Source organism: Alkalimarinus coralli (assembly GCF_023650515.1).
Taxonomy (GTDB): Bacteria; Pseudomonadota; Gammaproteobacteria; order Pseudomonadales; family Oleiphilaceae; genus Alkalimarinus; species Alkalimarinus coralli.
This window is the reverse complement of sequence record NZ_CP096016.1, coordinates 2,483,273-2,504,733: the sequence shown is the minus strand read 5'-3', so window position 1 is coordinate 2,504,733 and position 21,461 is coordinate 2,483,273. Positions and strand designations below refer to the sequence as shown.

Below are 21,461 nucleotides of genomic sequence, written 5' to 3'. Positions count from 1 at the left end.
CGGGTGAATTTATGCAGATGCATGAGTTCACGATTGACGCGCTTATAAAATCTCAAGCACGTCTTCAGGAGGGCGGCCCAAAGCCGCTTTGTTATTTGCAATCACAATGGGGCGCTCAATCAATTTGGGGAACTTGACCATGGCATCAATAAGCTGGTCGTCAGACAAAGAGGTATCAGCCAAACCGTTTTCTTTGTATAGCGCCTCTTTCGTGCGCATTAGCTGTCTGGGCTGCATAGATAGCTTGGCTAAAATGTCTTTTAACTGCTCTGCTGATGGCGGCGTCTCCAGGTACAGAACAATCTCGGGGTTAACCCCCTTTTCTTCTAATAGCGCCAGGGTTTGACGTGACTTTGAGCATCGAGGGTTATGATAGATCGTTGCGTTAGTTGTCATGGTTATTCCTACTTTGCTGAATCGAATGCCGCTATTCTATAAGATTTCTGTTAGCGTATCATTATTGGCACATTATCTTATTGTTTTGCGAGGGTGTAATGGTTGGTTCTGTTCGTATGGTGATGCTAATTATTAGTGTGATGATATCTGGCTGCGGGCAGGTAGAGTTCACGCTGTCCAATGGTGAGCAGAAGCCGTTGAATGAGTTCAAAAATAACTGGCTCGTCATAAATTATTGGGCGTCATGGTGTAAGCCCTGCATTGAAGAGATTCCCCAGTTAAACCTCCTGAATAAAAAAGCAGATATTGCGGTTCTGGGCGTTAACTTTGATGGCCTGCTAGGTGAAGAGTTAGCGCGCGAAGCTGAGGCGCTGGGCATTAATTACGGTATGATTATCAATGACCCGTCAAAAAGTATAAAGATAGAACGGCCTGCTGTCTTACCTGCGACAGTACTTATTGATCGATCAGGTAAGACAAGAGAGGTTCTTTTTGGGCCTCAAACGGTTGATTCTATTTCTGAAAAACTGAACTCGCTTGATGACGAATCGTAACGCCTTACTGTGATCGAAGAGGTCTCACCCGGCATGTTTTCGCAGGGCGATCCGGGTTGATAATGGAAACTGGCCGTTTGGCCTGAAAGTGTTATATGGCTCAGGCTTACCGTCTTGGCATCGTCTCTATGCATACACACAGAACGGTGGTTTTTCTCCCCGTCATGGCTTCGATGATAATCAACAAGCTCCAACGGTGTGTGGTGTACAACCTGTTCGGTATAGCGGTTATAGCGACAACCTGAAACCACGTTAAAATCTACAGAGGATGATGTTAGTGGGCTATTGGGCTTGCCTTTGCTGAGGCTCTGCCCGTCCCATTGAAAGTAGGTAATGGCTGTAGCAGGGCTTGTTTTCGAGAAGACTGGCTGAAACACTACCAGGGTGAACGGCGCATAATTTGTCAGACGTGTATTATAAATATGCCCACTGACTTCACTGATTGTGGGTAAGCAGGCGAGAGAGCGCAGCAATTGTCCCCGGCTCGTTAGTGAGCCTGATGGTGTTCTGCCCTGATAAAAGTTAAGCAGGCACAGGCCTAGGCCGTATTCATTAACCGATATCCAGCTGCCACCCCCTTGGGGGTCTACGGGCATCAGGGCCGAAACGCCATCATGAGTAATGATTTCAGGAGGTAGCGCCGGTTGCCTGGTTCTCTGTTCGTCACGATTGAAGAACAACTGATAGCTTGACCCTGATGCGGCCCAACTCAATGTGCACATAGTTGATTCCTTGTTGCGCTATCTGTTTGACTGCCTCCGGTGCATTGAGTTTGTTCTCGTGTAAATGTTGCGGTTGTTGGCGCCAGGCCGATGCTAGAATCTACGTCCTTTCCTGATACTTTGGCAATGGCGGCCATAATGGCTAAGTGATGGGTTAAATGACTTGAGGCGAAGCAGAGTTCTCGACCTAGAGAGGACTTAAACAGTTCAGTTGTCTGAGACGATAACGATACTTCAGTGCTGATCCATACTTCCTGCGTCATGTTTGTGTGGCTATTTTGTATAAGCCATGCACGAATATCTGCCAACTCAGAAAGGCCGGTCTGTTTTTCAGTTTCGATTAACGCGCCTCGGCGTCTAATATCGTAGTTAATCGTGCTAACCGGGCTGGCCGTGCTTGCAGAACGGATCGTTTTAGCTGAGTTGATGCGGCCGAGCTGCGCGCTGCTCATCAACGCGAGGTAGAGATCTACTATATGTCTCAAATGCTGACCAATGGAACTGTCGAATAATGGTTTGGCAATATACTGATACTCTTTATCTGAGAGTCCCTCGATAAAGCTGATCATCTGGTCAATCGTCTCTAGGCTGCCTGAAATAGAGCTGTTCATATTTTTACCTGCTGTCCTGCAATTGTAGTGATCGATTAATAGCCCTGTTGTTGTGCCCGGCCCAGTCTTCACCTGTAGCGTTATCGTCTACAGAATGCCTGGTGGAGGAGGGAGAGAGGCTTAGCGTGCTAAATAAACGGTGCGCATAAACCCCATAGGCAAGAGCAATAGGGCAGGCCAGCCAGTACATGGCTGTAAGCAATTGTTTGCTATCTGCTGAAATCACAAAGGCAAAAAGCAGCGATGCGATACCAAAGCAGACCGCAATACCAAACTGGGAGTAATAACTCTTTAAAATAATATACTCATGCGATGTGTAACTTTTGGCGATGTCGAAAAAACGCTTGTTGAACGCAAGGCGGAAAAATGTCGTCATGAACGCGATGACCAAAACCATTGCATAGAGCGCAACGCCTGAACCTCCGATGTCAATGTTTCCGCGCAACAACCAAGATAGCGCGTAAAGCAATACGGCGCCCGCAAAAATTCGTTGGGAGTTTGCTTGATCAATTCTATTTTTAATGAAGAAAAACAGCATAGATAGCAGAGCGGTCAGTGACACAACGATAATGCCCAGCGTTAGATAACTACTACCTGATATTAGATAGAGCGAAAGAATCCAGAAATAGCTTTCCAGAAATAGAAACGGTCCATCAAGCAAAAATATAAATTTAGAGTTATTTGAGTCATTAAACGATTTAACGTTATTAATGGTAAGAGGGCGCGTCTGTTTTTCTGAGGTGGCAGAGCGCAAGTTCCAGTGATTTATAGATATAAGGTTTAACAGAGCCAGTGATGCTATGGCCGCAGAACTCAGCACTATTGCACTCATGCCCTGATTTTCCAGCAAGTATGCCCCTGCAATAATGCCCAGTTTAAGCAGTACAACGACAATTATCTGCATATTGCCAAAGGTTTTTCCGGTATTTTCCTGAGAGGTGGCCTCACTAAACATGACCCGGTGTGTAGACCAATAAAAACAGCTATAGGCACCATTTAGCCAAGCCAAACAAGCAAATGTTAATAGCCCTTCTGCCACAGTAAGGACAATGACCATGAGCATCTCTAGCAGAAATGAGAGCAGGATAATCGAGCGCCACATGCCGCTATATCTCAATCGATCCCAGCACCATAATGTGGCGATAAAACTGACAGCGGTTAGTGCAATAAAGCCAGAGATGATTGACAGTGATGCGCCGCTCTCCCACAGCAGTATGGGCAGAAAAAAGGGGAGCAGCCCAATGAGTAGCGAGTGGTAACCGGAAAATAAATAAAACTGTCGGCTAGTAAATATCATTAGAATATTTCTGTCTGTGTAATGTTAAGTTGGTCTAGCTCTTCAAAATAGCCGGACAAATCTTCTTTCTTTCCATATCGTGGAAAGTCGTGCATTTTCAGATACGGGCGAGAATTGACTTCCAAGAAAATGCACTTTTGATCTCGGTAATCAAACTCGATGCCTTTTTCAAAAATAACGTCTATGCCAAGAATATTGGCATCAAACAGTTCCAGAACATCTTTGAACAGTGTTTGATTTACTGTGGGGATGGTCTGTTTTTCGATTGTGCGAACAACCCCGCCTGGGGCGAGAGATATACGGTAGAACAGGTTGACCACTTCACCTTTGGCTGGCACGGTATCGAGCGTGTAGTTTTTCTTTTTGAGAAAATGTTGCGTTACTGAACCCTTCTGTAGCGGGTGTATGCATGGGTAGAGCCCCATTTGCTCTCGCACACTGTTCTCAGCATCTATTAAGGTGCTGATAGAATCGTGCCCATTGCCTTCAACAAAGGGGGCATACCGCTGCAGTACCGACATGATTTTGCCTTGAGCGACAACCACCCGATAGTTTCTTCCTTCCAGGTACTGCTCAACTACGGTTGTTGGCCACCATAGTTTGGCGAAAAAGATCGCCTTCCATAGCTCCTTAAAGCTATTGATAGGGAAGTGGCTGCCTCTGGAAAAACCGCTGACATTGGGTTTAATCACTAACGGGAAACCATGCTCACGGGCAAACCTGATCGCGGCAAAAGGGTTAAGAAATATTTCGCCCTTGGCGTGCGGAACATTGCCTGTAGCAAACACGGCACGCGCTTGTTGTTTGGATCGGCAGCTTTTTCTGACCTCCAAGCTGTTGTAGCTGCTGCAGCCATTCATAAATTTTCGGCTGATCCACTGGTATATTATTTTTTTAAGCGCGTTCATCGTAAGGTCTCACTTTAGTGGTCAGTTTAAGCGACCGAGATAGTCTGAGTTTTTTAAAAAATACCGCTTTATGCGGTTGTGTCTGGGGGATGCTCTTAGTTGCTTTGGCTAAATGCCACATGCTTCTGATGCAGAAGGCCCATTTTTCCTTAGTGCCAACATTGCTTGCCAGTAATGTTAATGGCATGGGCAAAAACAGGTTTATTTCAATGATTTGAAATTTTCCATTGATTAGCGATTTAATTGAGTTGGCTCTTAGGCCAAAGCGCGAGATACGAAAATGGCCAACCTTCTGTAGCTTCTGGCTAAGCGCCTGCAAGTCCCGCGGATCTACCTTACTGGTAATATCTTGGTAACGGGTCGATGGGTTGTAAATCCCGTTGATTGGGTAGTGCTGTTGTTGGTTATTAACTGTTTCAGTAATTGATATAACCGCAGGTACTGTCGATTTGTTACCCTCTATTGCTGATGACGAGGAGGGGATAATAAACACTTCAAACTCCCTCTCTCCGTTTGCCGCACTTTGTATTAGATAATTTAATGAATCATCTTTTCGTGCTTTTCGTATTGCATCCAGGTCTGCTGCGGAGTCTGCACGCTGAATGCCGTGAGAGTTTTGCCCCCATTCGGGTTTTACAAAAACGGGGTAGTGTGATGGATATTTGTTGCCGATATCCAGAAACTGTTGCAGTCGCCAGGCATCAGGAATTAACCGATCCATATCCAGCTTTGAAAAAATGCCTCTTTGCTCATTAAAATATGAGGCATTCAGCTGAAAGTATCTGCTCGGCATGACTCTCTGCACGAGGCAAAAAACTATATACGTTGTTATAAGCAATAAGCGAATCATCATGCTACAGACACCGAAACAATCGTTGAGTTCCAACCCAATGGCTTTGTTTAAAATTTAATAATTTGCTTTAAAATGCGCTGCTCTGGTATGCGTTTACCTGTTAATTACTCAAGCTGAACGCTGCTTTGAGAGACGCTCGATGCTGTCCAGCGGGAGTAGCTTATGAATGACAGTGTTGCACCTAAAAATATGATGGAAACGGCGGCATAAAACAGAGAGCCGTTGTCACTTTTACCTTTGTGAAGCACTTCGATACCGAGTGGCGTTGCCAGATGAAAAAATACTGCGCCACACATAACACCTGCTGCCATCAGCCCGCCCAAACCATGCAAAGTATGCTGTGATGGAAGCTTAATATGTGTACTGTTTTTTTGAATCAGCCAGATTAATGCAGGGGCCAGCAGTATTAATGAGATAATCAGTTCTACCGTTCCAACGGTATAGGCACCGTATTGAATAAAGCCATTCCCTATACTGTGGCCTAAGGTCTCTTTCATCCATAAGCCAATTGTGCCAAAGATATGTTGCGTGTCCGGGTGCCCGCTGAACTTATAAGGCAGGGAGAGCAGGAATACCTTTGCAATCCATAGCACGATTAACCAGCTAATAATATTGGATATCTGTTTTCTCATTTTCTGGCTCTTTAGTTTAGTATCAATCGTTCGGCGCGGTCTGCGCCTGTTAAGTCAAAATGGCTGCTGCTAACTGGCTCGATAGCGTTTACTCGGGCTAATGGGCTAATGGGCTAATGGGTTATTGGATTAGTTGCGGCCAATATAAATCGGCTTTCTTAATGAGGTTTTCCCGGTCAGCTGTCCACTTGGCCTTAATGTTGGCATCGTAATTCAGATATAACTTGCCATCGTGAATCGCCCACTGTTTGGGGTCTCCTTTGGCTGTTTTGTTATAGGCAACTGCCCATGCACAGTACCCTCCGTATTGAGGGGCGTATTTTTCAGGGTTTGACTTAAAGGCATCAAGGTTTTCCTGGCTGCTGAAATGCCACTCGGCCCCCTTGTATTCAGTAGAGAGCTCAGGATTACCCTTAACTGGAGAGTGCTCGGTAAAGTATGCGACCACGTCATAGCCAGATACTGCAACGTCACTAAAAAAGGATGTATAAATGGGGGGGGCGGCAAGGGCTGACTGTGTCAGCGTTAAGGCGCAAACCAATAGCAGCGCTGATATTACGTTGTGCTGAGACTTTTGCTGTATCATCTTTTGTCCTCCAAAAACGGCGTATATGTCCACCTGCAACGATTGCACTGCTATGCCAAGTGATGCATAGATAATTGTGCGGCTGTCAGCCTGAACACCTATGATTAAAAGTATAGGAACGATTTATCACGAAACTATCCCAATAAGAAAACGGTTGTCTAACAGGCCATTAACGTGAACGCTTATAGTGGAGGAGGGGAGGTGTTTTGCTGTACAGCTTGAAGAATAGTTATATGGAGACCTTTTCACGACTACTGCGCTTACAAATACAGCGTTAAAAAATGACTCAAAATGCTCATTTATTACTCATAAACTGCGCTTTTTCGTCATTTTTTGCCTTGTCTTTGCTTCGCTCATAACATCGTGCAAAGGTCTCATATGAATTAAATAATTAGCTAGATAATGCGATTATTCGTACTGTGTTGTTTTCTGCGGCATGGTAATATCACCTTTTTGTGACCAACTATGGTTAAGCAATAATAATAACTAAGACCTCTCAGGGTTCAGTGACGCGGCCTTGTTATGTTCTCTGAGTGTATTTTTTAAGGAATGAATGCCGAATATGTTCTCTGAACCTGAATTAAATGGGCTATGCAGCCAATTGGTTGATAGCTGGCAAGATGGCGTGATGCTTGTGGATAGGAAATTCACCATTCGCTACAGTAATCATACATTTCAAAATATGACTAAAAGTCAATTATCAAACGCAAACTCCGGTTTGTTAGGTGTTGACTTGAGTTCCGCATTTACTGCATCTTTTGCGGACAAACTATCCAGCTTGGTTGATGCAACATTTAAAGGGGATGATCCTCATTGGTTAAGTGACCATTTGATTATCACTGACGCTCAGGAGGTTGAGCGGCACTTCAGTCTACAGGCACGGCCTTTAAGCTATGGCGGTGAAGGTGAAGGTGAAGGTGAAGGTGAAGGTGAAGGTGAAGGTGAAGGTGAAGGAGAGCCTGAAAAGTGTGTAGCGATCTGCCTTAAGAACATATCTGCCCTAATTCGACATGAAATTCGTGGCAATGAACTCGAACTGGAGCTAGAACAAAATAGCTTGCGAGATGAGGTGACAGGCCTTAGCAGTCGCGCTTACTGGGAGTCCTGGCTGAGCAGCGAGTTTAATCGTAGCAAGCGTTATCAGCAGGATCTGTCAATAGTCCTGATTGATCTGGCCACTCACCATGAAAGCCTTCCAGAGCTCCCTGTTGAAGCATTTGTTAACGTATTGGCGGATGTCGCTCAGGTGGTTCAAGGCGTGTTACGCAACTCTGATCAGGCCGCACGTTATAGTGAAAAGCGCATTGTGGCGTTATTACCCCATACCAATGGTGTAGGCTCTGAAATATTGGCTGCTCGCATTAAAGCTAAAATTGAACGGTATCTTGATGAGCGGGAGCTGCAAGAGTGGGTTGAGTTCAGAATTGGGGTTGCCGTTTATCATGGGGTTGCCCAAAATGATGAAGACTTTGAAATTGATCGATATGATGATCTGTTACAGTTTGCCGAAGATGACCTGTTAAGCTAACGGTCGCTGAATATTGGCGTTTAATTTATTAGTTAAATAGAAGTATTTATGTCTGTCCCTTTTGTACACCTAAGAATTCACTCCGAGTTCTCCCTTGTAGATGGTGCCGTTAGGCTTAAACCGCTAATTAAAAAAGTGGCCGAATACAATATGCCCGCAGTGGCCTTGACTGATCAGTCAAACATGTGTGCGTTGGTAAAGTTCTACAATGGAACCATGGGGGCGGGGATTAAACCCATCATTGGTGTTGACTTATGGCTGAGTAATCCTGAAGAAGATGAAAATCCGAGCCGAATAACGCTCTATGCTCGAAATGATGTGGGTTATAGGAATATTACAGAGCTTGTGTCCAGAGGTTTTACAGAAGGCCAGCGGCATGAAAAGGCGATTATCGAGAAAGCGTGGATAGAAGAAGCATCCGAAGGCGTTATTGCTCTCTCTGGAGCCAAAATTGGCGAGATTGGGCGTGCGCTGCTATCAGGCAAAAAAGAGCTGGCCAAAGAGCGCCTTCGTTACTGGATGGAGGTATTTCCTGAAGGCTTTTATTTAGAGCTTCAACGAACCGGGCGTGTAAATGATGAAGAGTGTGTTCATCTAAGCGTTGAGCTGGCGGCCGAAATGAACTGCCCCGTTGTGGCTACCAATGATGTTCACTTTCTCGCCACTGAGGATTTTGAAGCCCATGAAACAAGGGTCTGTATTCATGACAGTTGCACCATAGATGACCCTCGAAGAAATAAACTCTATAGCGCGGAACAGTACCTGAAAAGCCCTGAGCAGATGGCGGAACTGTTTTCGGATATCCCGGAAGCGCTTGAAAATACGTTGGAAATTGCCAAGCGGTGCAATGTAGAAGTTCAGCTGGGTGAGTACTTTCTGCCTAACTATCCCATTCCCGAGGGAATGACGATGGATGAGTTCTTTCGAAAAATCTCAGAAGAGGGTTTGGAAGAAAGGCTCGAAACAATACTGGATAAAAATGATGAAAACTATCAGGAGAAGCGACAGCCCTATCTAGATCGCCTGAAATTTGAGTTAGACATTATCATCCAGATGGGGTTTCCCGGTTATTTTTTGATCGTAATGGACTTTATACAGTGGTCAAAAAATAACGATATTCCTGTTGGCCCCGGGCGAGGTTCAGGTGCCGGTTCGTTAGTGGCCTATGTGCTTAAGATTACAGACCTTGACCCGCTGCAATATGACCTTCTCTTTGAGCGATTCCTAAACCCTGAGCGGGTTTCGATGCCTGACTTTGATATCGACTTCTGCATGGATGGTCGAGATAGAGTTATTAGCTATGTGGCTGATAACTATGGCCGAAATGCTGTATCACAAATCATTACCTTTGGTACGATGGCCGCAAAGGCGGTTGTGCGCGATGTGGCGCGAGTACAGGGGAAGTCTTATGGCTTGGCAGATCGGCTGTCAAAAATGATCCCTTTCGAAATCGGCATGACATTGGCCAAGGCTGTCGATGTTGAGCCCCAGCTCAGAGAGTTTCTCGATCAGGACGAAGACGCCCAGGAAATCTGGGAGATGGCGCTAAAGCTTGAAGGTCTAACCCGAAATACCGGTAAGCATGCTGGAGGGGTGGTTATAGCGCCAACCAAACTAACCGACTTTTCGCCATTGCATTGTGATGACCAGGGCGATGGTCTGGTGACCCAGTTCGACAAAAATGACGTTGAATCAGCAGGACTGGTAAAGTTTGACTTTCTTGGTTTAAGAACCCTTACCATTGTTGATTGGGCGCTGAAAATGATCAATGCGCGAAAGATGGCGCATGACCCTGTCAATATTGACCGAATCCCTCTGGATGATCCACCTTCATTTGCGCTGCTTAAAAGAGCAGAGACCACCGCGGTATTCCAGCTTGAATCTCGTGGTATGAAAGATCTGGTGAGCCGGTTGCAGCCCGATGATCTGGAAGACATGATCGCACTGGTGGCATTGTTCCGACCGGGGCCGCTCGAATCGGGCATGGTGGATGACTTTATCGCACGTAAGCACGGTAAAGCGGATGTTGCTTATCCTCACGTAGATTTCCAGCATGAGTGCTTAAAACCCATTCTTGAACCGACCTACGGTGTTATTGTCTATCAAGAGCAGGTTATGCAGATTGCTCAGGCCTTGGCGGGTTATACACTTGGCGGCGCAGATATGCTGCGGCGAGCAATGGGTAAGAAAAAGCCTGAAGAGATGGCTAAGCAGCGTGAGATCTTCGCAGAAGGGGCGAAGGGGCAGGGCATTGACCCGGTACTTGCGATGAAGATATTTGATCTGGTGGAAAAGTTTGCGGGGTACGGGTTTAACAAATCTCACTCTGCTGCTTATGCACTTGTTTCCTACCAGACACTCTGGTTAAAGACGCACTACCCGGCTGAGTTTATGGCAGCGGTACTGACAGCGGATATGCAAAACACCGATAAAGTGGTGATATTGGTTGAAGAGTGTCGTCGCATGGAGCTTGAGCTGGTTCTTCCTGATGTTAATGTCAGTGAATACACTTTCACCGTTGATGAAAATGATCGTGTCGTATACGGCTTGGGGGCTATAAAAGGGCTTGGTGAAGGGCCTATCGAAAGCATTATCGAAGCGCGTAAAGCGGGTGGGCCATTTACCAGTATATTTGATTTATGTGATCGCGTTGACATGAAAAAGGTCAATAAGCGGGCATTGGAAGCGTTGATCAAGTCAGGCGCTATGGATCACATCGGGCCTAGCCGGGGCCGGCTCATGGCCAGCATCGAAGAGGCCGGTCGACGAGCAGACCAAAACAGTCGCAACCAGAGTGTGGGCATGGATGATATGTTTGGCGAGGTTATCTCCGACGAAGCAGAAGATGTGTATGCCGAGAGTGCCAATATTCGAGAGTGGAGCGAGAAAGAGCGTCTGAAACTTGAAAAAGATACTCTGGGGCTCTACCTCACCGGCCATCCTTTTGATGAATATGAACGAGAAGTCAGGCAGTTTGCGAAAACCCCGATAGCCGATATACAGCCCGGGAAAGGTAATATCAATATTGCCGGGCTAATCGTTGCTGTACGAACGATGAAAAACAAAAAAGGCAATACAATGGCCTTCGTGACCATTGATGACCGGACAGCCAGGACAGAGATCGCATTTTTCTCAGATAACTATGAACAGTATAGAGAGTTGTTAATAAGCGATACGATTCTCGTTGTTGAGGGTGAAGTCAGTATCGACGACTACTCTGGCTCTACAAAAATGAGAGTGAACTCGGCATATGATATTTTGAGCGCCCGCATGCGGCATGCCAGGTCACTCTATTTGAAGGTAGATGAAGCTGTTTTTGTGAATGGTTTTGTCAATGAGCTTGAGCAAACATTGACGCCCTATAAAGGCGAAGGTTGCAAAGTGGCTATCGATTATCATCGAAGCGATGCGCGATCAATGATCGAACTAGGAAACGAATGGCAGGTTAAGCCTACAGATGAACTGATTCAAGGCTTAAGATATGTATTAGGTGCGCCTAATGTCAAAATGCGTTACCGAGACTAAGTAAGTTGCGAGTTTCCCTGCCCGCTAGCCTTGTGGTTTAATAGTTGCATTGCAGAAACTACTGACCATCGGCTGGCAGCGTTATTGATAATGTTATTGATAACGAAGTCGGGAAATATACTTTTAGTGTTGCTCCCCTTTATGGTGTTGGCGACCCCATTAATTGCGATACGAAAACGGCGATATGAACGCTTATTATTTGGACTTTGAACAACCTATCGCTGAGCTGGAAGAAAAAATCGAAGAGCTCAGAATGGTAGGGAATGATAGTGATTTAAATATCACGGAAGAGATTAATCGCCTTAAAAGTAAGAGTGTAACGCTGACAGAGAATATTTTTTCAGACCTTTCTGCCTGGGATGTCGCGCGGCTGGCCCGTCACCCTAAACGCCCTTATACACTGGATTATATCTCCCGAATTTTTACTGACTTTGACGAACTTCATGGTGATAGAGCATACGCCGATGACCCCTCCATTGTAGGCGGAATAGCCAGGCTTGAAGGGAGTCCGGTTATGGTTATTGGGCATCAGAAAGGGCGCGAAATAAAAGATAAGGTCAGGCGAAATTTTGGGATGCCGAGACCTGAAGGGTATCGCAAGGCATGCAGGCTAATGGAGATGGCAGAGCGGTTTAGCATGCCTATTCTTACATTTATTGATACGCCAGGCGCGTACCCTGGTATTGGCGCTGAAGAGCGTGGGCAGAGTGAAGCCATTGCGCACAATTTGGCTGTGATGTCGCGCCTTAAAACGCCTATTATTTCTACCGTAATAGGTGAAGGCGGATCTGGCGGTGCGCTGGCTATCGGAGTTTGCGATCAGCTATATATGCTGGAATATTCAACGTATGCGGTTATTTCCCCGGAAGGGTGTGCGTCTATCCTCTGGAAGAGCGCTGACTATGCATCAGAAGCGGCTGAGGCTATGGGAATCACTGCATCAAAACTACAACAGCAGGGTTTTGTTGACCGGTTGATTGATGAGCCGCTGGGTGCCGCACACCGAAATTTGGACGATATGGCAGAAAACCTTAAGGCTGCATTGCTTGAAGGGCTAAGCGAGTTGAAAAAACTGTCGACCGATGAGTTGCTTGAAACACGATACCAGCGCCTCACATCTTATGACCGTTTCTCCTGATTCTGATTCTATTGCTAACGCCAGCTCTAACACCGAGGGTTATCAGTTGAATGACGCTTGGTTTGTCTCACTTCCTGACGTTCTAAAACAAGCACTCAATAGCATTCCTGATTCAGAGCACTATTTTGTCGCATTGAGTGGGGGGCTGGACTCTTCTTTATTGGCGGTGCTTGCGCATCGTTATCTACTTCAATTTCGTCATGCATCCTTAACGGCAATACATGTTCATCATGGCATTAGCCAGCACGCTGACTCCTGGCAGAAGCATTGTGAAGATATTTGTAAGTGTCTGGGTATCGAGCTAATTGCGCAACAGGTGTCACTGAAAAGCCCCAAAAAAGGTGTTGAAGAGGCCGCCAGGTCAGCTCGATATGGTGTGTTTGAATCTGTGTTACCAAAAGGCGGGGTTCTCCTGCAGGGGCACCACCAGAACGACCAGGCGGAAACAGTGTTGTTGAGGTTAATGCGAGGGGCCGGTGTGACAGGCATGGCAGGGATACCTCGAACCCGCTCTTTGAATGCTGCCAGTATCCACCGCCCTTTTTTAGATGTTTCTAAAGAGCTGTTGCTTAAGGTTGCTGAGGGGCTTGGTCTGAGCTGGGTAGAGGATGACAGTAATGTCAGTCGAGAGTACGATCGCAACTTTGTCCGGCACGATGTTATTCCCGTGCTGGAGTCTCGATGGAGAGGGGCAGTGAGCCGACTGGCAATGTCGGCAAACCATTGCAGAGAGAGTTCTGAGTTGGAAGACGCGCTCGCGCAGATTGATATCGCAGACATGACGTATGAACGTTTTGGTTCTGCACTGTCGATAACTAAGTTAGCCCGGTTGTCGATGAGCCGGCAACACAATGTTGTCCGCTATTGGTTAAGGCAACTCGGTATGGGATTCCCTGGCGAAAAACGATTTCTGCGGATTTGGGCAGAGTTGCTTCCTGCGCGTGATGATGCAAACCCAATGATCGAGTGGTCACAGGGAGTTATCAGGCGTTACAGTGGTTTACTCTATGCACTGCCGCAGACAGCCATTGAGTCGCAAGCTCGGTTCTTGTTATCGGAGTGGGAGGTCGGCTTTATACAAGCTGAGGACGTCGAACAAAGAGGCGCTGGTGCTGAACATAATACCATCAAGCGTCCCACTACTGTTGTGTTTGATGAAAACCTGGGAGGGCAGCGTTACTCTCTACGCATCGTTGAGTGTGGGCCTGAGGTTGATTATCTCTCAACGCATGATACACCGCTTGCAGATGGCTGTTTAATGGCACGGTTGCCAAGTGAGAGTGAGCGGGTTGTGGTTAAATTCCGGCAGGGTGGCGAGTTATTTAGACCTGCCGGTAAAGCTCATCATCGACCACTGAAAAAGCATTTTCATGATCATAATGTGCCGCCATGGTTGAGAGATTCTGTCCCGTTGCTATATTACAATGATAGCTTGGTAGCGGTTGGTCAATTATTGGTTGCTGAAGGTTTTCAACCCCAGGGAGAGAGCGAGAGTCTGGAAATAAAGTGGTGTTAGAAACAGAGCAATAATCAATTGTAAAATATTACTGTCAACCGTCGTCAGATAGACGATTTTCGTTGAGTCGAATTTGAGCTTCTGGTATCCTGACACCCCATCTTGAGATGACAATCTCCCCTCACTAATTAATGTTTCATAAACAGACTGTTTTATAAAACAGACGCTTTTATAAACGATAGACTTACGGGATCTGCATGACGCGCTATATATTCGTCACCGGTGGTGTTGTATCTTCTTTGGGTAAAGGTATTGCTTCAGCTTCTTTGGCTGCAATATTGGAATCCAGAGGATTAAAAGTAACCATATTAAAACTTGATCCATATATTAATGTTGATCCGGGTACCATGAGCCCTTTTCAACATGGAGAAGTATTTGTTACGGATGACGGCGCTGAAACGGATCTGGATTTAGGACACTACGAACGCTACATTCGTAGAACGATGACCAAACGCAACAACTTTACCAGTGGCCGTGTATACGAAGATGTCATTCGTAAAGAAAGACGCGGCGACTACCTCGGGGGAACTGTTCAGGTTATCCCTCATATTACCGATGAAATTAAGCGTAGAGTGGTTGAAGGCGCCGGTGATGTCGATGTGGCATTGGTTGAAATCGGTGGAACGGTTGGTGATATTGAATCACAACCTTTCCTCGAGGCGATTCGTCAATTAAGAGTTGAAGTTGGCAGTTCGCGCAGTTTGTTTATGCACCTGACGCTGGTTCCTTATATCGCCACTGCGGGTGAGACCAAAACCAAGCCGACCCAACACTCAGTTAAAGAGATGCGCTCTATTGGTTTACAGCCGGATATACTGGTGTGTCGTTCTGACCATGAAATTGACGCTTCTTCTCGTCGTAAAATAGCGCTTTTCACCAATGTTGAAGAACGTGCGGTTATTGGTTTGGAAGATGCTGACAGCATTTACAAGATTCCTTCCATGCTCCATCAGGCTGGCCTGGACGATATTATTGTTGACCGTTTTAATCTGGATGCGAAACCTGCTGACCTTTCAGAGTGGGATGCAGTGGTTGAAGCAGAAGCCAGCCCGACAAAAGAAGTCACCATTGCAATGGTTGGAAAGTACATGGAGTTGCTGGATGCATATAAGTCGCTGATTGAAGCGCTTAAGCATGCGGGCATCCATAACCGCACCAAGATAAAAACACTGTATATCGACTCTGAAGATATAGAGCGAGACGGAACCGGTGTTCTGGATAGTGTTGACGCCATTCTTGTTCCCGGTGGGTTTGGTGAGCGAGGCGTTGAAGGTAAAATTAAGACAGTACAGTATGCCCGTGAGAATAAAGTACCTTATCTGGGTATTTGCCTGGGGATGCAGGTCGCTGTTATCGAGTTTGCGCGTAATGTGGCTGGCATGGATGGAGCACACAGTACCGAGTTTACACAGACCTCTCCATACCCTGTTGTCGGTCTGATTACCGAGTGGAAAGATGCCAGCGGTACAGTAGAAACCCGTGATGAAGACTCTGATCTGGGTGGCACGATGCGTCTAGGCGGTCAGGAGTGCCGACTGGAACAAGGAACCAAAGCGTTTGACAGCTATGGTAAACCCGTCATTGTTGAACGTCATCGTCACCGTTTTGAAGTTAACAACAACTTGTTGCCCAAGCTAAGTGAAGCCGGTCTGGTTGTTTCCGGCCGCTCTATGGATGGTGCTCTGGTTGAAATCGTAGAAGCGCCTGACCACCCTTGGTTTGTGGCCTGCCAATTCCATCCTGAGTTTACTTCAAACCCTCGCGATGGCCACGGGTTGTTTGAAGGGTTCGTTCGGGCAGCCTTCGACAACAAAAAACTTTGATAAGCAATAGGGACGTTAGATATGTCTAAGGTAATCAGTGTTCAGGATATTTCGGTTGCTAATGATCGCCCGTTTGTTTTGTTCGGTGGAATGAATGTATTGGAGTCTCGTGACCTGGCGATGCAGATTGCAGAGCAATATGTGGAAGTGACTCGGAAGCTTGGCATTCCCTACGTTTTCAAGGCGTCATTCGATAAGGCAAATCGCTCTTCTATTCACTCATATCGCGGGCCAGGAATGGAAGAGGGCCTCAAGATATTTGAAGAGGTTAAAGCGACCTTCAATGTTCCGGTTATTACTGATGTACATGAGGTTTACCAAGCTGAACCCGTCGCGGAAGTATGTGATGTTATTCAACTACCGGCTTTTCTTGCGCGCCAAACGGATCTGGTTACGGCCATGGCTAAAACAGGCGCGGTCATAAATATTAAAAAACCGCAATTCTTGAGCCCATCACAGATGGGGAATATTGTTGAGAAGTTCAAAGAAGCGGGTAACGACAAGCTGATCTTGTGTGAGCGTGGTAGCAGCTTTGGTTATGATAATCTCGTCGTGGATATGCTTGGCTTCAGAACCATGAAACAGTGCACCGGCGGGTTGCCACTTATTTTTGATGTGACTCATGCACTCCAGTGTCGAGACCCATCGGGTGCCGCGTCTGGTGGCCGTCGTGGGCAGGTGGCTGAGTTAGCTCGCGCGGGTATGGCGTCAGGCTTGGCCGGGCTTTTCCTCGAAGCACACCCAGACCCTGATAATGCTAAATGTGATGGCCCAAGCGCACTCCGGTTAGATAAACTGGAGCCGTTTCTCAAGCAGGTCAAAGCAATTGACGACTTGGTTAAAGGCTTTGAACCACTAGATACTGAGTAGGTTAGAGTCGAAGGATTTTAATAGGCGAATACTACGCACGTCATCCTCGCGAACGCGGGGATCCATTGTTTTTGGGTTTTGAGTGATTGAATTCCCATTCACACCAGGGGCTCCTCTTGCAGAGCAGTTAACCTTGTTTGCGGGAATGACAAAGATCGCTGGGAATGACAGAAAGAAGATTTTTTAAATAGTAATTGTGTCGTAATTGGAGATACAGAGTAATGGCAAAAATCGTTGATATCAAAGGACGTGAAGTTCTGGATTCCCGTGGTAACCCGACTGTAGAAGCTGATGTGTTTCTTGAAGGCGGAATAGTGGCGACTGCATGCGCACCTTCTGGCGCATCAACCGGTTCCCGTGAAGCACTGGAATTAAGAGACGGCGATAAGTCTCGTTACCTTGGCAAAGGCGTGCTAAAAGCGGTTGAAGGCATCAATACGACTATCCGTGATGCTCTGCTAGGAATGGATGCTGTTGACCAGCGTGCGCTCGACAATAAAATGTTAGAACTGGACGGAACAGACAACAAAGCAACCCTTGGTGCGAACGCTATTCTTGCTGTTTCTTTGGCTGCGGCAAAAGCGGCTGCACAGGCCAAGGGTGTAGAGCTTTATGCTCATATCGCCGATATCAATGGCACATCTGGACAGTACTCTATGCCAGTTCCGATGATGAATATCCTCAATGGCGGTGAGCACGCCGATAATAATGTTGATATTCAAGAGTTTATGGTACAGCCAGTGGCTGCTCCAACGTTTGCAGAAGCATTGCGTGCCGGGGCAGAAATTTTTCACTCGCTTAAGAAGGTTCTGAAGAGCAAAGGCCTCAACACAGCGGTAGGTGATGAAGGTGGATTTGCACCTAACCTTGAATCGAACGAAGCTGCACTGGCTGTTATCAAAGATGCCATTGCAGAAACGGGTTATGAATTAGGTCAGGATATTACTTTGGCACTTGATTGTGCAGCCTCCGAGTTCTACGAAAATGGCCAGTATAATCTGTCTGGTGAAGGGAAAGTCTTCGACTCGGAAGGTTTCTCTGACTACCTTGATGACCTCACTAAAAAATACCCGATTGTTTCAATTGAAGATGGCTTGGATGAAAGCGACTGGGATGGCTGGGCATATGCAACTAAAAAGTCTGGTGAGTTTATTCAGCTTGTTGGTGATGATCTGTTCGTTACCAATACCCGTATTCTAAAAGAAGGTATCGACAAAAATATTGCAAACTCCATTCTCATTAAGTTCAACCAGATTGGCAGTTTATCTGAAACTCTTGATGCGATTAAGATGGCGAAAGATGCAGGATATACCGCAGTTATTTCTCACCGCTCGGGGGAAACAGAAGACACTACTATTGCTGACTTGGCTGTAGGAACCTGTGCAGGCCAAATCAAGACCGGCTCGCTTTGCCGATCAGATCGTGTTGCCAAGTACAACCGACTACTGAGAATTGAAGAGCAGCTAGGTAGTAATGCGCCATATAACGGGCTGACTGAAATTAACGGAAAGGTTAGGCAATAAGCAGCGTATTGTTGTATCTACACTTGAAAGGGCAGAGTAATATCTGCCCTTTCTTGGTTTATAATGCTGTTAGATGCTCTGTTTCGGGCGTATGCTTAAGCTAGAAATATAAACTAATAGAGACCTTTGCACGATGTTATGAGCGAAGCAAAGACAAGGCAAAAAATGACGAAAAAGCGCAGTATATATGTAATATATGAGCATTTAGAGTCATTTTTTAACGCTGTATTTGTAAGCGCAGTAGTCGTGCAAAGGTCTCTAATAATAAATATTGTTAACGCATCAACTATGAAATGGCTTTGGCTCTTAATGACTGTGTTCATCGTCGCACTTCAGATCCGCCTTTGGGTTGGAGAGGGGAGCTATGCACAAGTATGGGCATTGCAGAAGCAGATTGATGAGCAAATTGCCAGTAATCAAGTCTTAGCTGATAGGAATGCACTTCTTGATGCCGAAGTGCTGGATCTCAAGTCGGGCAATGAAGCCATTGAAGAGCGTGCAAGAAATCATCTGGGAATGATTCATAAGAGTGAAACCTTTTACCTGTTAATCGACAACAAATGAGTTTGTAAAAACGTATTCGTTAACTCATTAGCTGATGCTTCACACCGCATTGCTAAGCCAAATACACTAATCCCTGCTATGACCAATTTTCCTGACTATGACCGACTTTCCTGACTATGACCGACCTTCTCGATAGCGCTCCCAAACGTAAGTATTGGGTTATTGTTCCTGCTGCGGGCGTTGGTAGCCGTATGATGGCTGATCGGCCTAAGCAATATCTGCCTTTGGCAGGTAAAACCGTTATCGAACATACCTTGAACAAGCTCCTTACCTGTAAGCAATTCGATACACTGCTGGTTGGGTTGTCTCCTGAAGATTGTTATTGGGACGCATTGCCAGTCAGCCGCAACGATCGCATTATTCGTTATGATGGTGGACGGGAAAGAGTCGATACTGTCTTAAATGGGCTTTACGCTATTTTGGGCAAAGCGGAGCCTGATGACTGGGTACTGGTTCATGATGTTGCTCGCCCATGTGTCACCATTGAAGATATTGATCGGTTAATTAGGCAGCTCAATGATAGCGAGACCGGGGGTATTTTGGGGGTTCCCGTCGCCGATACGGTGAAGAGGGTAGAGCGAGGTTGCATTGTTGATACCGTTGATCGCTCATGCTTATGGCGTGCCTATACGCCGCAAATGTTCCGTTATCAAACGTTACTGAACGCGCTTGAAAAAGGGTTAAAAGAAGGTCTTCAGATTACCGATGAAGCATCTGCTATAGAGGCCTTGGGGGTGGCACCCGAAATGGTATTGGGAAGTGCTGAAAATATTAAAATTACCCAGCCTGGAGACCTTGAACTGGCCGAGATCTACCTGTCTCGTGAAAATAAAACAGACAACAAGTAATGGTTAATCTATGAGTTTACCTGTAATTAGAGTCGGGCAAGGATACGATGTTCATGCCTTTGAAGATGGCGATTATATCATCCTTGGAGGGGAAACTATCCCTTATTCTCAGGGGCTTAAGGCGCACTCAGATGGAGATGTATTGCTTCACGCACTTTGTGATGCGTTATTAGGGGCCGTTGCGCTTGGAGATATCGGCCATCACTTCCCGGACACGGATGAACAGTGGTCTGGCGCAGACAGCCGGGTGTTGTTACGAGCGGTGCGAGAGCTCGTGCAGCCTTATCAAATTTCTAACGTCGATTGTACGATTGTAGCTCAAGCGCCCAAAATGGCACCATATATTAAGGCGATGAGAGAAAATATCGCTGACGACTTACTGCTCGAGATGGATGCGGTAAGTGTTAAGGCTACAACCACAGAGCACCTGGGATTTACAGGTCGAAAAGAAGGCATTGCATGTTTCGCGACATGTTTGATTGTCAAACCATGAATCTGAGCTAGATACGTCTCAATATAGAATCACCACTCAAGGTATATAATGTGAAGTTTGATCTTTCGTTCCCCAGGGCTAATAGCGATGTCTCTTGCCAGGGTATTATTAGAACTCGCGATGAGGATTTTTTCGTCGAAGAGATGATGAACCTCAGCCTTACGGGAGAAGGGGAGCACGTTTGGATATTTGCCGAAAAACGTGGTGAAAATAGCGACTTTATTGCCCGTAAAATCGCCAAGTTTGCTGGTGTTCGAGAGATGGATGTTGGCTTAAGCGGGCTAAAAGACCGACATGCGGTGACCCGGCAATGGTTTAGTGTTTATTTAGGCAATCTTTCTGAACCTGACTGGCGACTATTGAATGATGAGAACCTTCAGATTATATCTCATCAGAGGCACAGCCATAAACTGCGCAGAGGGCAGCATTATGCCAACCGCTTTTCTTTGCGCATTCGCCAATTACAGGGAGACTTGGCAAGGCTTGAGCAGTCGCTACAGGTGGTTAGCCAGCGGGGCTTTCCAAACTACTTTGGTGAACAACGGTTTGGCAGAGGGGGAGGGAATGTAGAAAAAGCTGCCTCTATGTTTGAGCGGCGAATTAAAGCAACAAAAAGTAAACGGGGCTTATACTTGTCTGCTGCTCGTTCATTTTTATTCAATAAAGTACTGGCAGAACGGGTCAAGAATAATAGTTGGCTGGAGGCGCCTTTGAATGGGCCTCTATATGGAGAGTTGCCCCGAGAGTACGTTGGCCAAGGAGAGTGTGACTACATCGGTTGTAGCAAGTTAGAGCAGGCGGTGTTCGCAGAGTATCCCGAGCTTACTAAAGGTTTGTATGCAAACCGCTTGAAAATGGAAGAACGCCCCCTTTCAATTGTTCCTGAAAACATGGCGTGGCGATTGTTAGAAAATGTTCTTGAACTTGATTTTTTGTTACCAGCAGGTTCATTTGCTACATCATTGCTATCCGAAGTAGTAAACTACAGCGTTTTTGAGCGAACATACTAACGTTGGTAAAACTAAATAACTCTGATAAAACGAACGTTGGAGTGAAGTGCTGGCTTTGAGTGCG

20 protein-coding genes are annotated in these 21,461 nt (G+C 46.2%); 12 read left to right on the top strand and 8 right to left on the bottom strand.

Annotated elements, in window-relative coordinates:
- Positions 1-42: 42 nt before the first annotated feature.
- A complete protein-coding gene (gene arsC, locus MY523_RS11125) occupies positions 43-396 on the bottom strand; it encodes an arsenate reductase (glutaredoxin) (protein WP_250654776.1) in 354 nt (117 codons plus the stop codon).
- A gap of 98 nt (positions 397-494) precedes the next feature.
- Between arsC and MY523_RS11120 the strand changes: the two genes are divergently transcribed.
- The gene (locus MY523_RS11120) at positions 495-950 is read left to right on the top strand and encodes a TlpA family protein disulfide reductase (RefSeq protein ID WP_250654775.1); all 456 of its coding nucleotides are present in this window, start codon (positions 495-497) and stop codon (positions 948-950) included.
- Here MY523_RS11120 and MY523_RS11115 read toward each other — a convergent pair.
- The 7 genes from MY523_RS11115 to MY523_RS11085 form a co-directional block, all read right to left on the bottom strand.
- Complete coding sequence (locus tag MY523_RS11115) at positions 896-1,672, bottom strand: NRDE family protein (protein ID WP_250654774.1); 777 nt, start codon at positions 1,670-1,672, stop codon at positions 896-898. The genes MY523_RS11120 and MY523_RS11115 overlap by 55 nt on opposite strands.
- Positions 1,660-2,283, bottom strand: a complete 624-nt coding sequence (locus MY523_RS11110) for a DinB family protein (protein ID WP_250654773.1) — start codon at positions 2,281-2,283, stop codon at positions 1,660-1,662. The genes MY523_RS11115 and MY523_RS11110 overlap by 13 nt, the downstream gene beginning before the upstream one ends.
- 4 nt (positions 2,284-2,287) lie before the next feature.
- Positions 2,288-3,580: a hypothetical protein gene (locus tag MY523_RS11105; RefSeq protein WP_250654772.1), complete on the bottom strand. Its 1,293-nt coding sequence runs from the start codon at positions 3,578-3,580 to the stop codon at positions 2,288-2,290.
- A complete protein-coding gene (locus MY523_RS11100) occupies positions 3,580-4,488 on the bottom strand; it encodes a cyanophycin synthetase (RefSeq protein WP_250654771.1) in 909 nt (302 codons plus the stop codon). Before MY523_RS11100 ends, MY523_RS11105 begins: the two co-directional genes overlap by 1 nt.
- Positions 4,475-5,281, bottom strand: a complete 807-nt coding sequence (locus MY523_RS11095; RefSeq protein WP_250654770.1) for a D-alanine--D-alanine ligase family protein — start codon at positions 5,279-5,281, stop codon at positions 4,475-4,477. Before MY523_RS11095 ends, MY523_RS11100 begins: the two co-directional genes overlap by 14 nt.
- Before the next feature lie 164 nt (positions 5,282-5,445).
- Entirely contained in the window at positions 5,446-5,973 is a 528-nt protein-coding gene (locus MY523_RS11090) for a hypothetical protein (protein WP_250654769.1), read from the bottom strand.
- A 121-nt stretch (positions 5,974-6,094) separates the two neighbouring features.
- Positions 6,095-6,559 (bottom strand): YHS domain-containing (seleno)protein, encoded by a 465-nt coding sequence (locus MY523_RS11085; protein WP_250654768.1) that lies wholly within the window; start codon positions 6,557-6,559, stop codon positions 6,095-6,097.
- A 562-nt stretch (positions 6,560-7,121) separates the two neighbouring features.
- Here MY523_RS11085 and MY523_RS11080 point away from each other — a divergent pair.
- The 11 genes from MY523_RS11080 to truD all read left to right on the top strand — a co-directional run bounded on the left by MY523_RS11080 (position 7,122) and on the right by truD (position 21,397).
- Entirely contained in the window at positions 7,122-8,087 is a 966-nt protein-coding gene (locus MY523_RS11080; RefSeq protein ID WP_250654767.1) for a sensor domain-containing diguanylate cyclase, read from the top strand.
- Positions 8,088-8,135: 48 nt separating this feature from the next.
- The gene (gene dnaE / locus MY523_RS11075; protein WP_250654766.1) at positions 8,136-11,612 is read left to right on the top strand and encodes a DNA polymerase III subunit alpha; all 3,477 of its coding nucleotides are present in this window, start codon (positions 8,136-8,138) and stop codon (positions 11,610-11,612) included.
- 184 nt (positions 11,613-11,796) lie between these two features.
- Positions 11,797-12,750, top strand: a complete 954-nt coding sequence (gene accA, locus MY523_RS11070; protein WP_250654765.1) for an acetyl-CoA carboxylase carboxyl transferase subunit alpha — start codon at positions 11,797-11,799, stop codon at positions 12,748-12,750.
- Positions 12,734-14,266 (top strand): tRNA lysidine(34) synthetase TilS, encoded by a 1,533-nt coding sequence (tilS, locus tag MY523_RS11065; RefSeq protein WP_250654764.1) that lies wholly within the window; start codon positions 12,734-12,736, stop codon positions 14,264-14,266. Before accA ends, tilS begins: the two co-directional genes overlap by 17 nt.
- A 197-nt stretch (positions 14,267-14,463) precedes the next feature.
- On the top strand, positions 14,464-16,089 hold the full coding sequence (pyrG, locus tag MY523_RS11060; protein ID WP_250654763.1) for a CTP synthase: 1,626 nt from the start codon (positions 14,464-14,466) through the stop codon (positions 16,087-16,089).
- A 21-nt stretch (positions 16,090-16,110) separates the two neighbouring features.
- Positions 16,111-16,959 carry a 3-deoxy-8-phosphooctulonate synthase gene (gene kdsA / locus MY523_RS11055; protein ID WP_250654762.1) on the top strand — a complete coding sequence of 283 codons (849 nt, stop codon included), beginning with the start codon at positions 16,111-16,113 and terminating at the stop codon, positions 16,957-16,959.
- Between the two features lie 221 nt (positions 16,960-17,180).
- Positions 17,181-18,482, top strand: a complete 1,302-nt coding sequence (gene eno / locus MY523_RS11050) for a phosphopyruvate hydratase (RefSeq protein WP_250654761.1) — start codon at positions 17,181-17,183, stop codon at positions 18,480-18,482.
- A gap of 288 nt (positions 18,483-18,770) precedes the next feature.
- Positions 18,771-19,046 carry a cell division protein FtsB gene (ftsB, locus tag MY523_RS11045; protein WP_250654760.1) on the top strand — a complete coding sequence of 92 codons (276 nt, stop codon included), beginning with the start codon at positions 18,771-18,773 and terminating at the stop codon, positions 19,044-19,046.
- Positions 19,047-19,162: 116 nt separating this feature from the next.
- A complete protein-coding gene (gene ispD, locus MY523_RS11040) occupies positions 19,163-19,894 on the top strand; it encodes a 2-C-methyl-D-erythritol 4-phosphate cytidylyltransferase (protein ID WP_250654759.1) in 732 nt (243 codons plus the stop codon).
- Between the two features lie 10 nt (positions 19,895-19,904).
- Positions 19,905-20,387 (top strand): 2-C-methyl-D-erythritol 2,4-cyclodiphosphate synthase, encoded by a 483-nt coding sequence (gene ispF, locus MY523_RS11035; RefSeq protein WP_250654758.1) that lies wholly within the window; start codon positions 19,905-19,907, stop codon positions 20,385-20,387.
- Positions 20,388-20,437: 50 nt separating this feature from the next.
- Positions 20,438-21,397: a tRNA pseudouridine(13) synthase TruD gene (gene truD, locus MY523_RS11030; protein WP_250654757.1), complete on the top strand. Its 960-nt coding sequence runs from the start codon at positions 20,438-20,440 to the stop codon at positions 21,395-21,397.
- The last annotated feature ends 64 nt before the right edge of the window (positions 21,398-21,461 follow it).

What these genes read in the sequence shown, in the direction of transcription:
- arsC (WP_250654776.1), bottom strand. Translation starts at nt 396, where the DNA reads ATGACAACTAACGCAACGATCTATCATAACCCTCGATGCTCAAAGTCA.
- MY523_RS11120 (WP_250654775.1), top strand. Translation starts at nt 495, where the DNA reads ATGGTTGGTTCTGTTCGTATGGTGATGCTAATTATTAGTGTGATGATA.
- MY523_RS11115 (WP_250654774.1), bottom strand. Translation starts at nt 1,672, where the DNA reads ATGTGCACATTGAGTTGGGCCGCATCAGGGTCAAGCTATCAGTTGTTC.
- MY523_RS11110 (WP_250654773.1), bottom strand. Translation starts at nt 2,283, where the DNA reads ATGAACAGCTCTATTTCAGGCAGCCTAGAGACGATTGACCAGATGATC.
- MY523_RS11105 (WP_250654772.1), bottom strand. Translation starts at nt 3,580, where the DNA reads ATGATATTTACTAGCCGACAGTTTTATTTATTTTCCGGTTACCACTCG.
- MY523_RS11100 (WP_250654771.1), bottom strand. Translation starts at nt 4,488, where the DNA reads ATGAACGCGCTTAAAAAAATAATATACCAGTGGATCAGCCGAAAATTT.
- MY523_RS11095 (WP_250654770.1), bottom strand. Translation starts at nt 5,281, where the DNA reads ATGCCGAGCAGATACTTTCAGCTGAATGCCTCATATTTTAATGAGCAA.
- MY523_RS11090 (WP_250654769.1), bottom strand. Translation starts at nt 5,973, where the DNA reads ATGAGAAAACAGATATCCAATATTATTAGCTGGTTAATCGTGCTATGG.
- MY523_RS11085 (WP_250654768.1), bottom strand. Translation starts at nt 6,559, where the DNA reads ATGATACAGCAAAAGTCTCAGCACAACGTAATATCAGCGCTGCTATTG.
- MY523_RS11080 (WP_250654767.1), top strand. Translation starts at nt 7,122, where the DNA reads ATGTTCTCTGAACCTGAATTAAATGGGCTATGCAGCCAATTGGTTGAT.
- dnaE (WP_250654766.1), top strand. Translation starts at nt 8,136, where the DNA reads ATGTCTGTCCCTTTTGTACACCTAAGAATTCACTCCGAGTTCTCCCTT.
- accA (WP_250654765.1), top strand. Translation starts at nt 11,797, where the DNA reads ATGAACGCTTATTATTTGGACTTTGAACAACCTATCGCTGAGCTGGAA.
- tilS (WP_250654764.1), top strand. Translation starts at nt 12,734, where the DNA reads ATGACCGTTTCTCCTGATTCTGATTCTATTGCTAACGCCAGCTCTAAC.
- pyrG (WP_250654763.1), top strand. Translation starts at nt 14,464, where the DNA reads ATGACGCGCTATATATTCGTCACCGGTGGTGTTGTATCTTCTTTGGGT.
- kdsA (WP_250654762.1), top strand. Translation starts at nt 16,111, where the DNA reads ATGTCTAAGGTAATCAGTGTTCAGGATATTTCGGTTGCTAATGATCGC.
- eno (WP_250654761.1), top strand. Translation starts at nt 17,181, where the DNA reads ATGGCAAAAATCGTTGATATCAAAGGACGTGAAGTTCTGGATTCCCGT.
- ftsB (WP_250654760.1), top strand. Translation starts at nt 18,771, where the DNA reads ATGAAATGGCTTTGGCTCTTAATGACTGTGTTCATCGTCGCACTTCAG.
- ispD (WP_250654759.1), top strand. Translation starts at nt 19,163, where the DNA reads ATGACCGACCTTCTCGATAGCGCTCCCAAACGTAAGTATTGGGTTATT.
- ispF (WP_250654758.1), top strand. Translation starts at nt 19,905, where the DNA reads ATGAGTTTACCTGTAATTAGAGTCGGGCAAGGATACGATGTTCATGCC.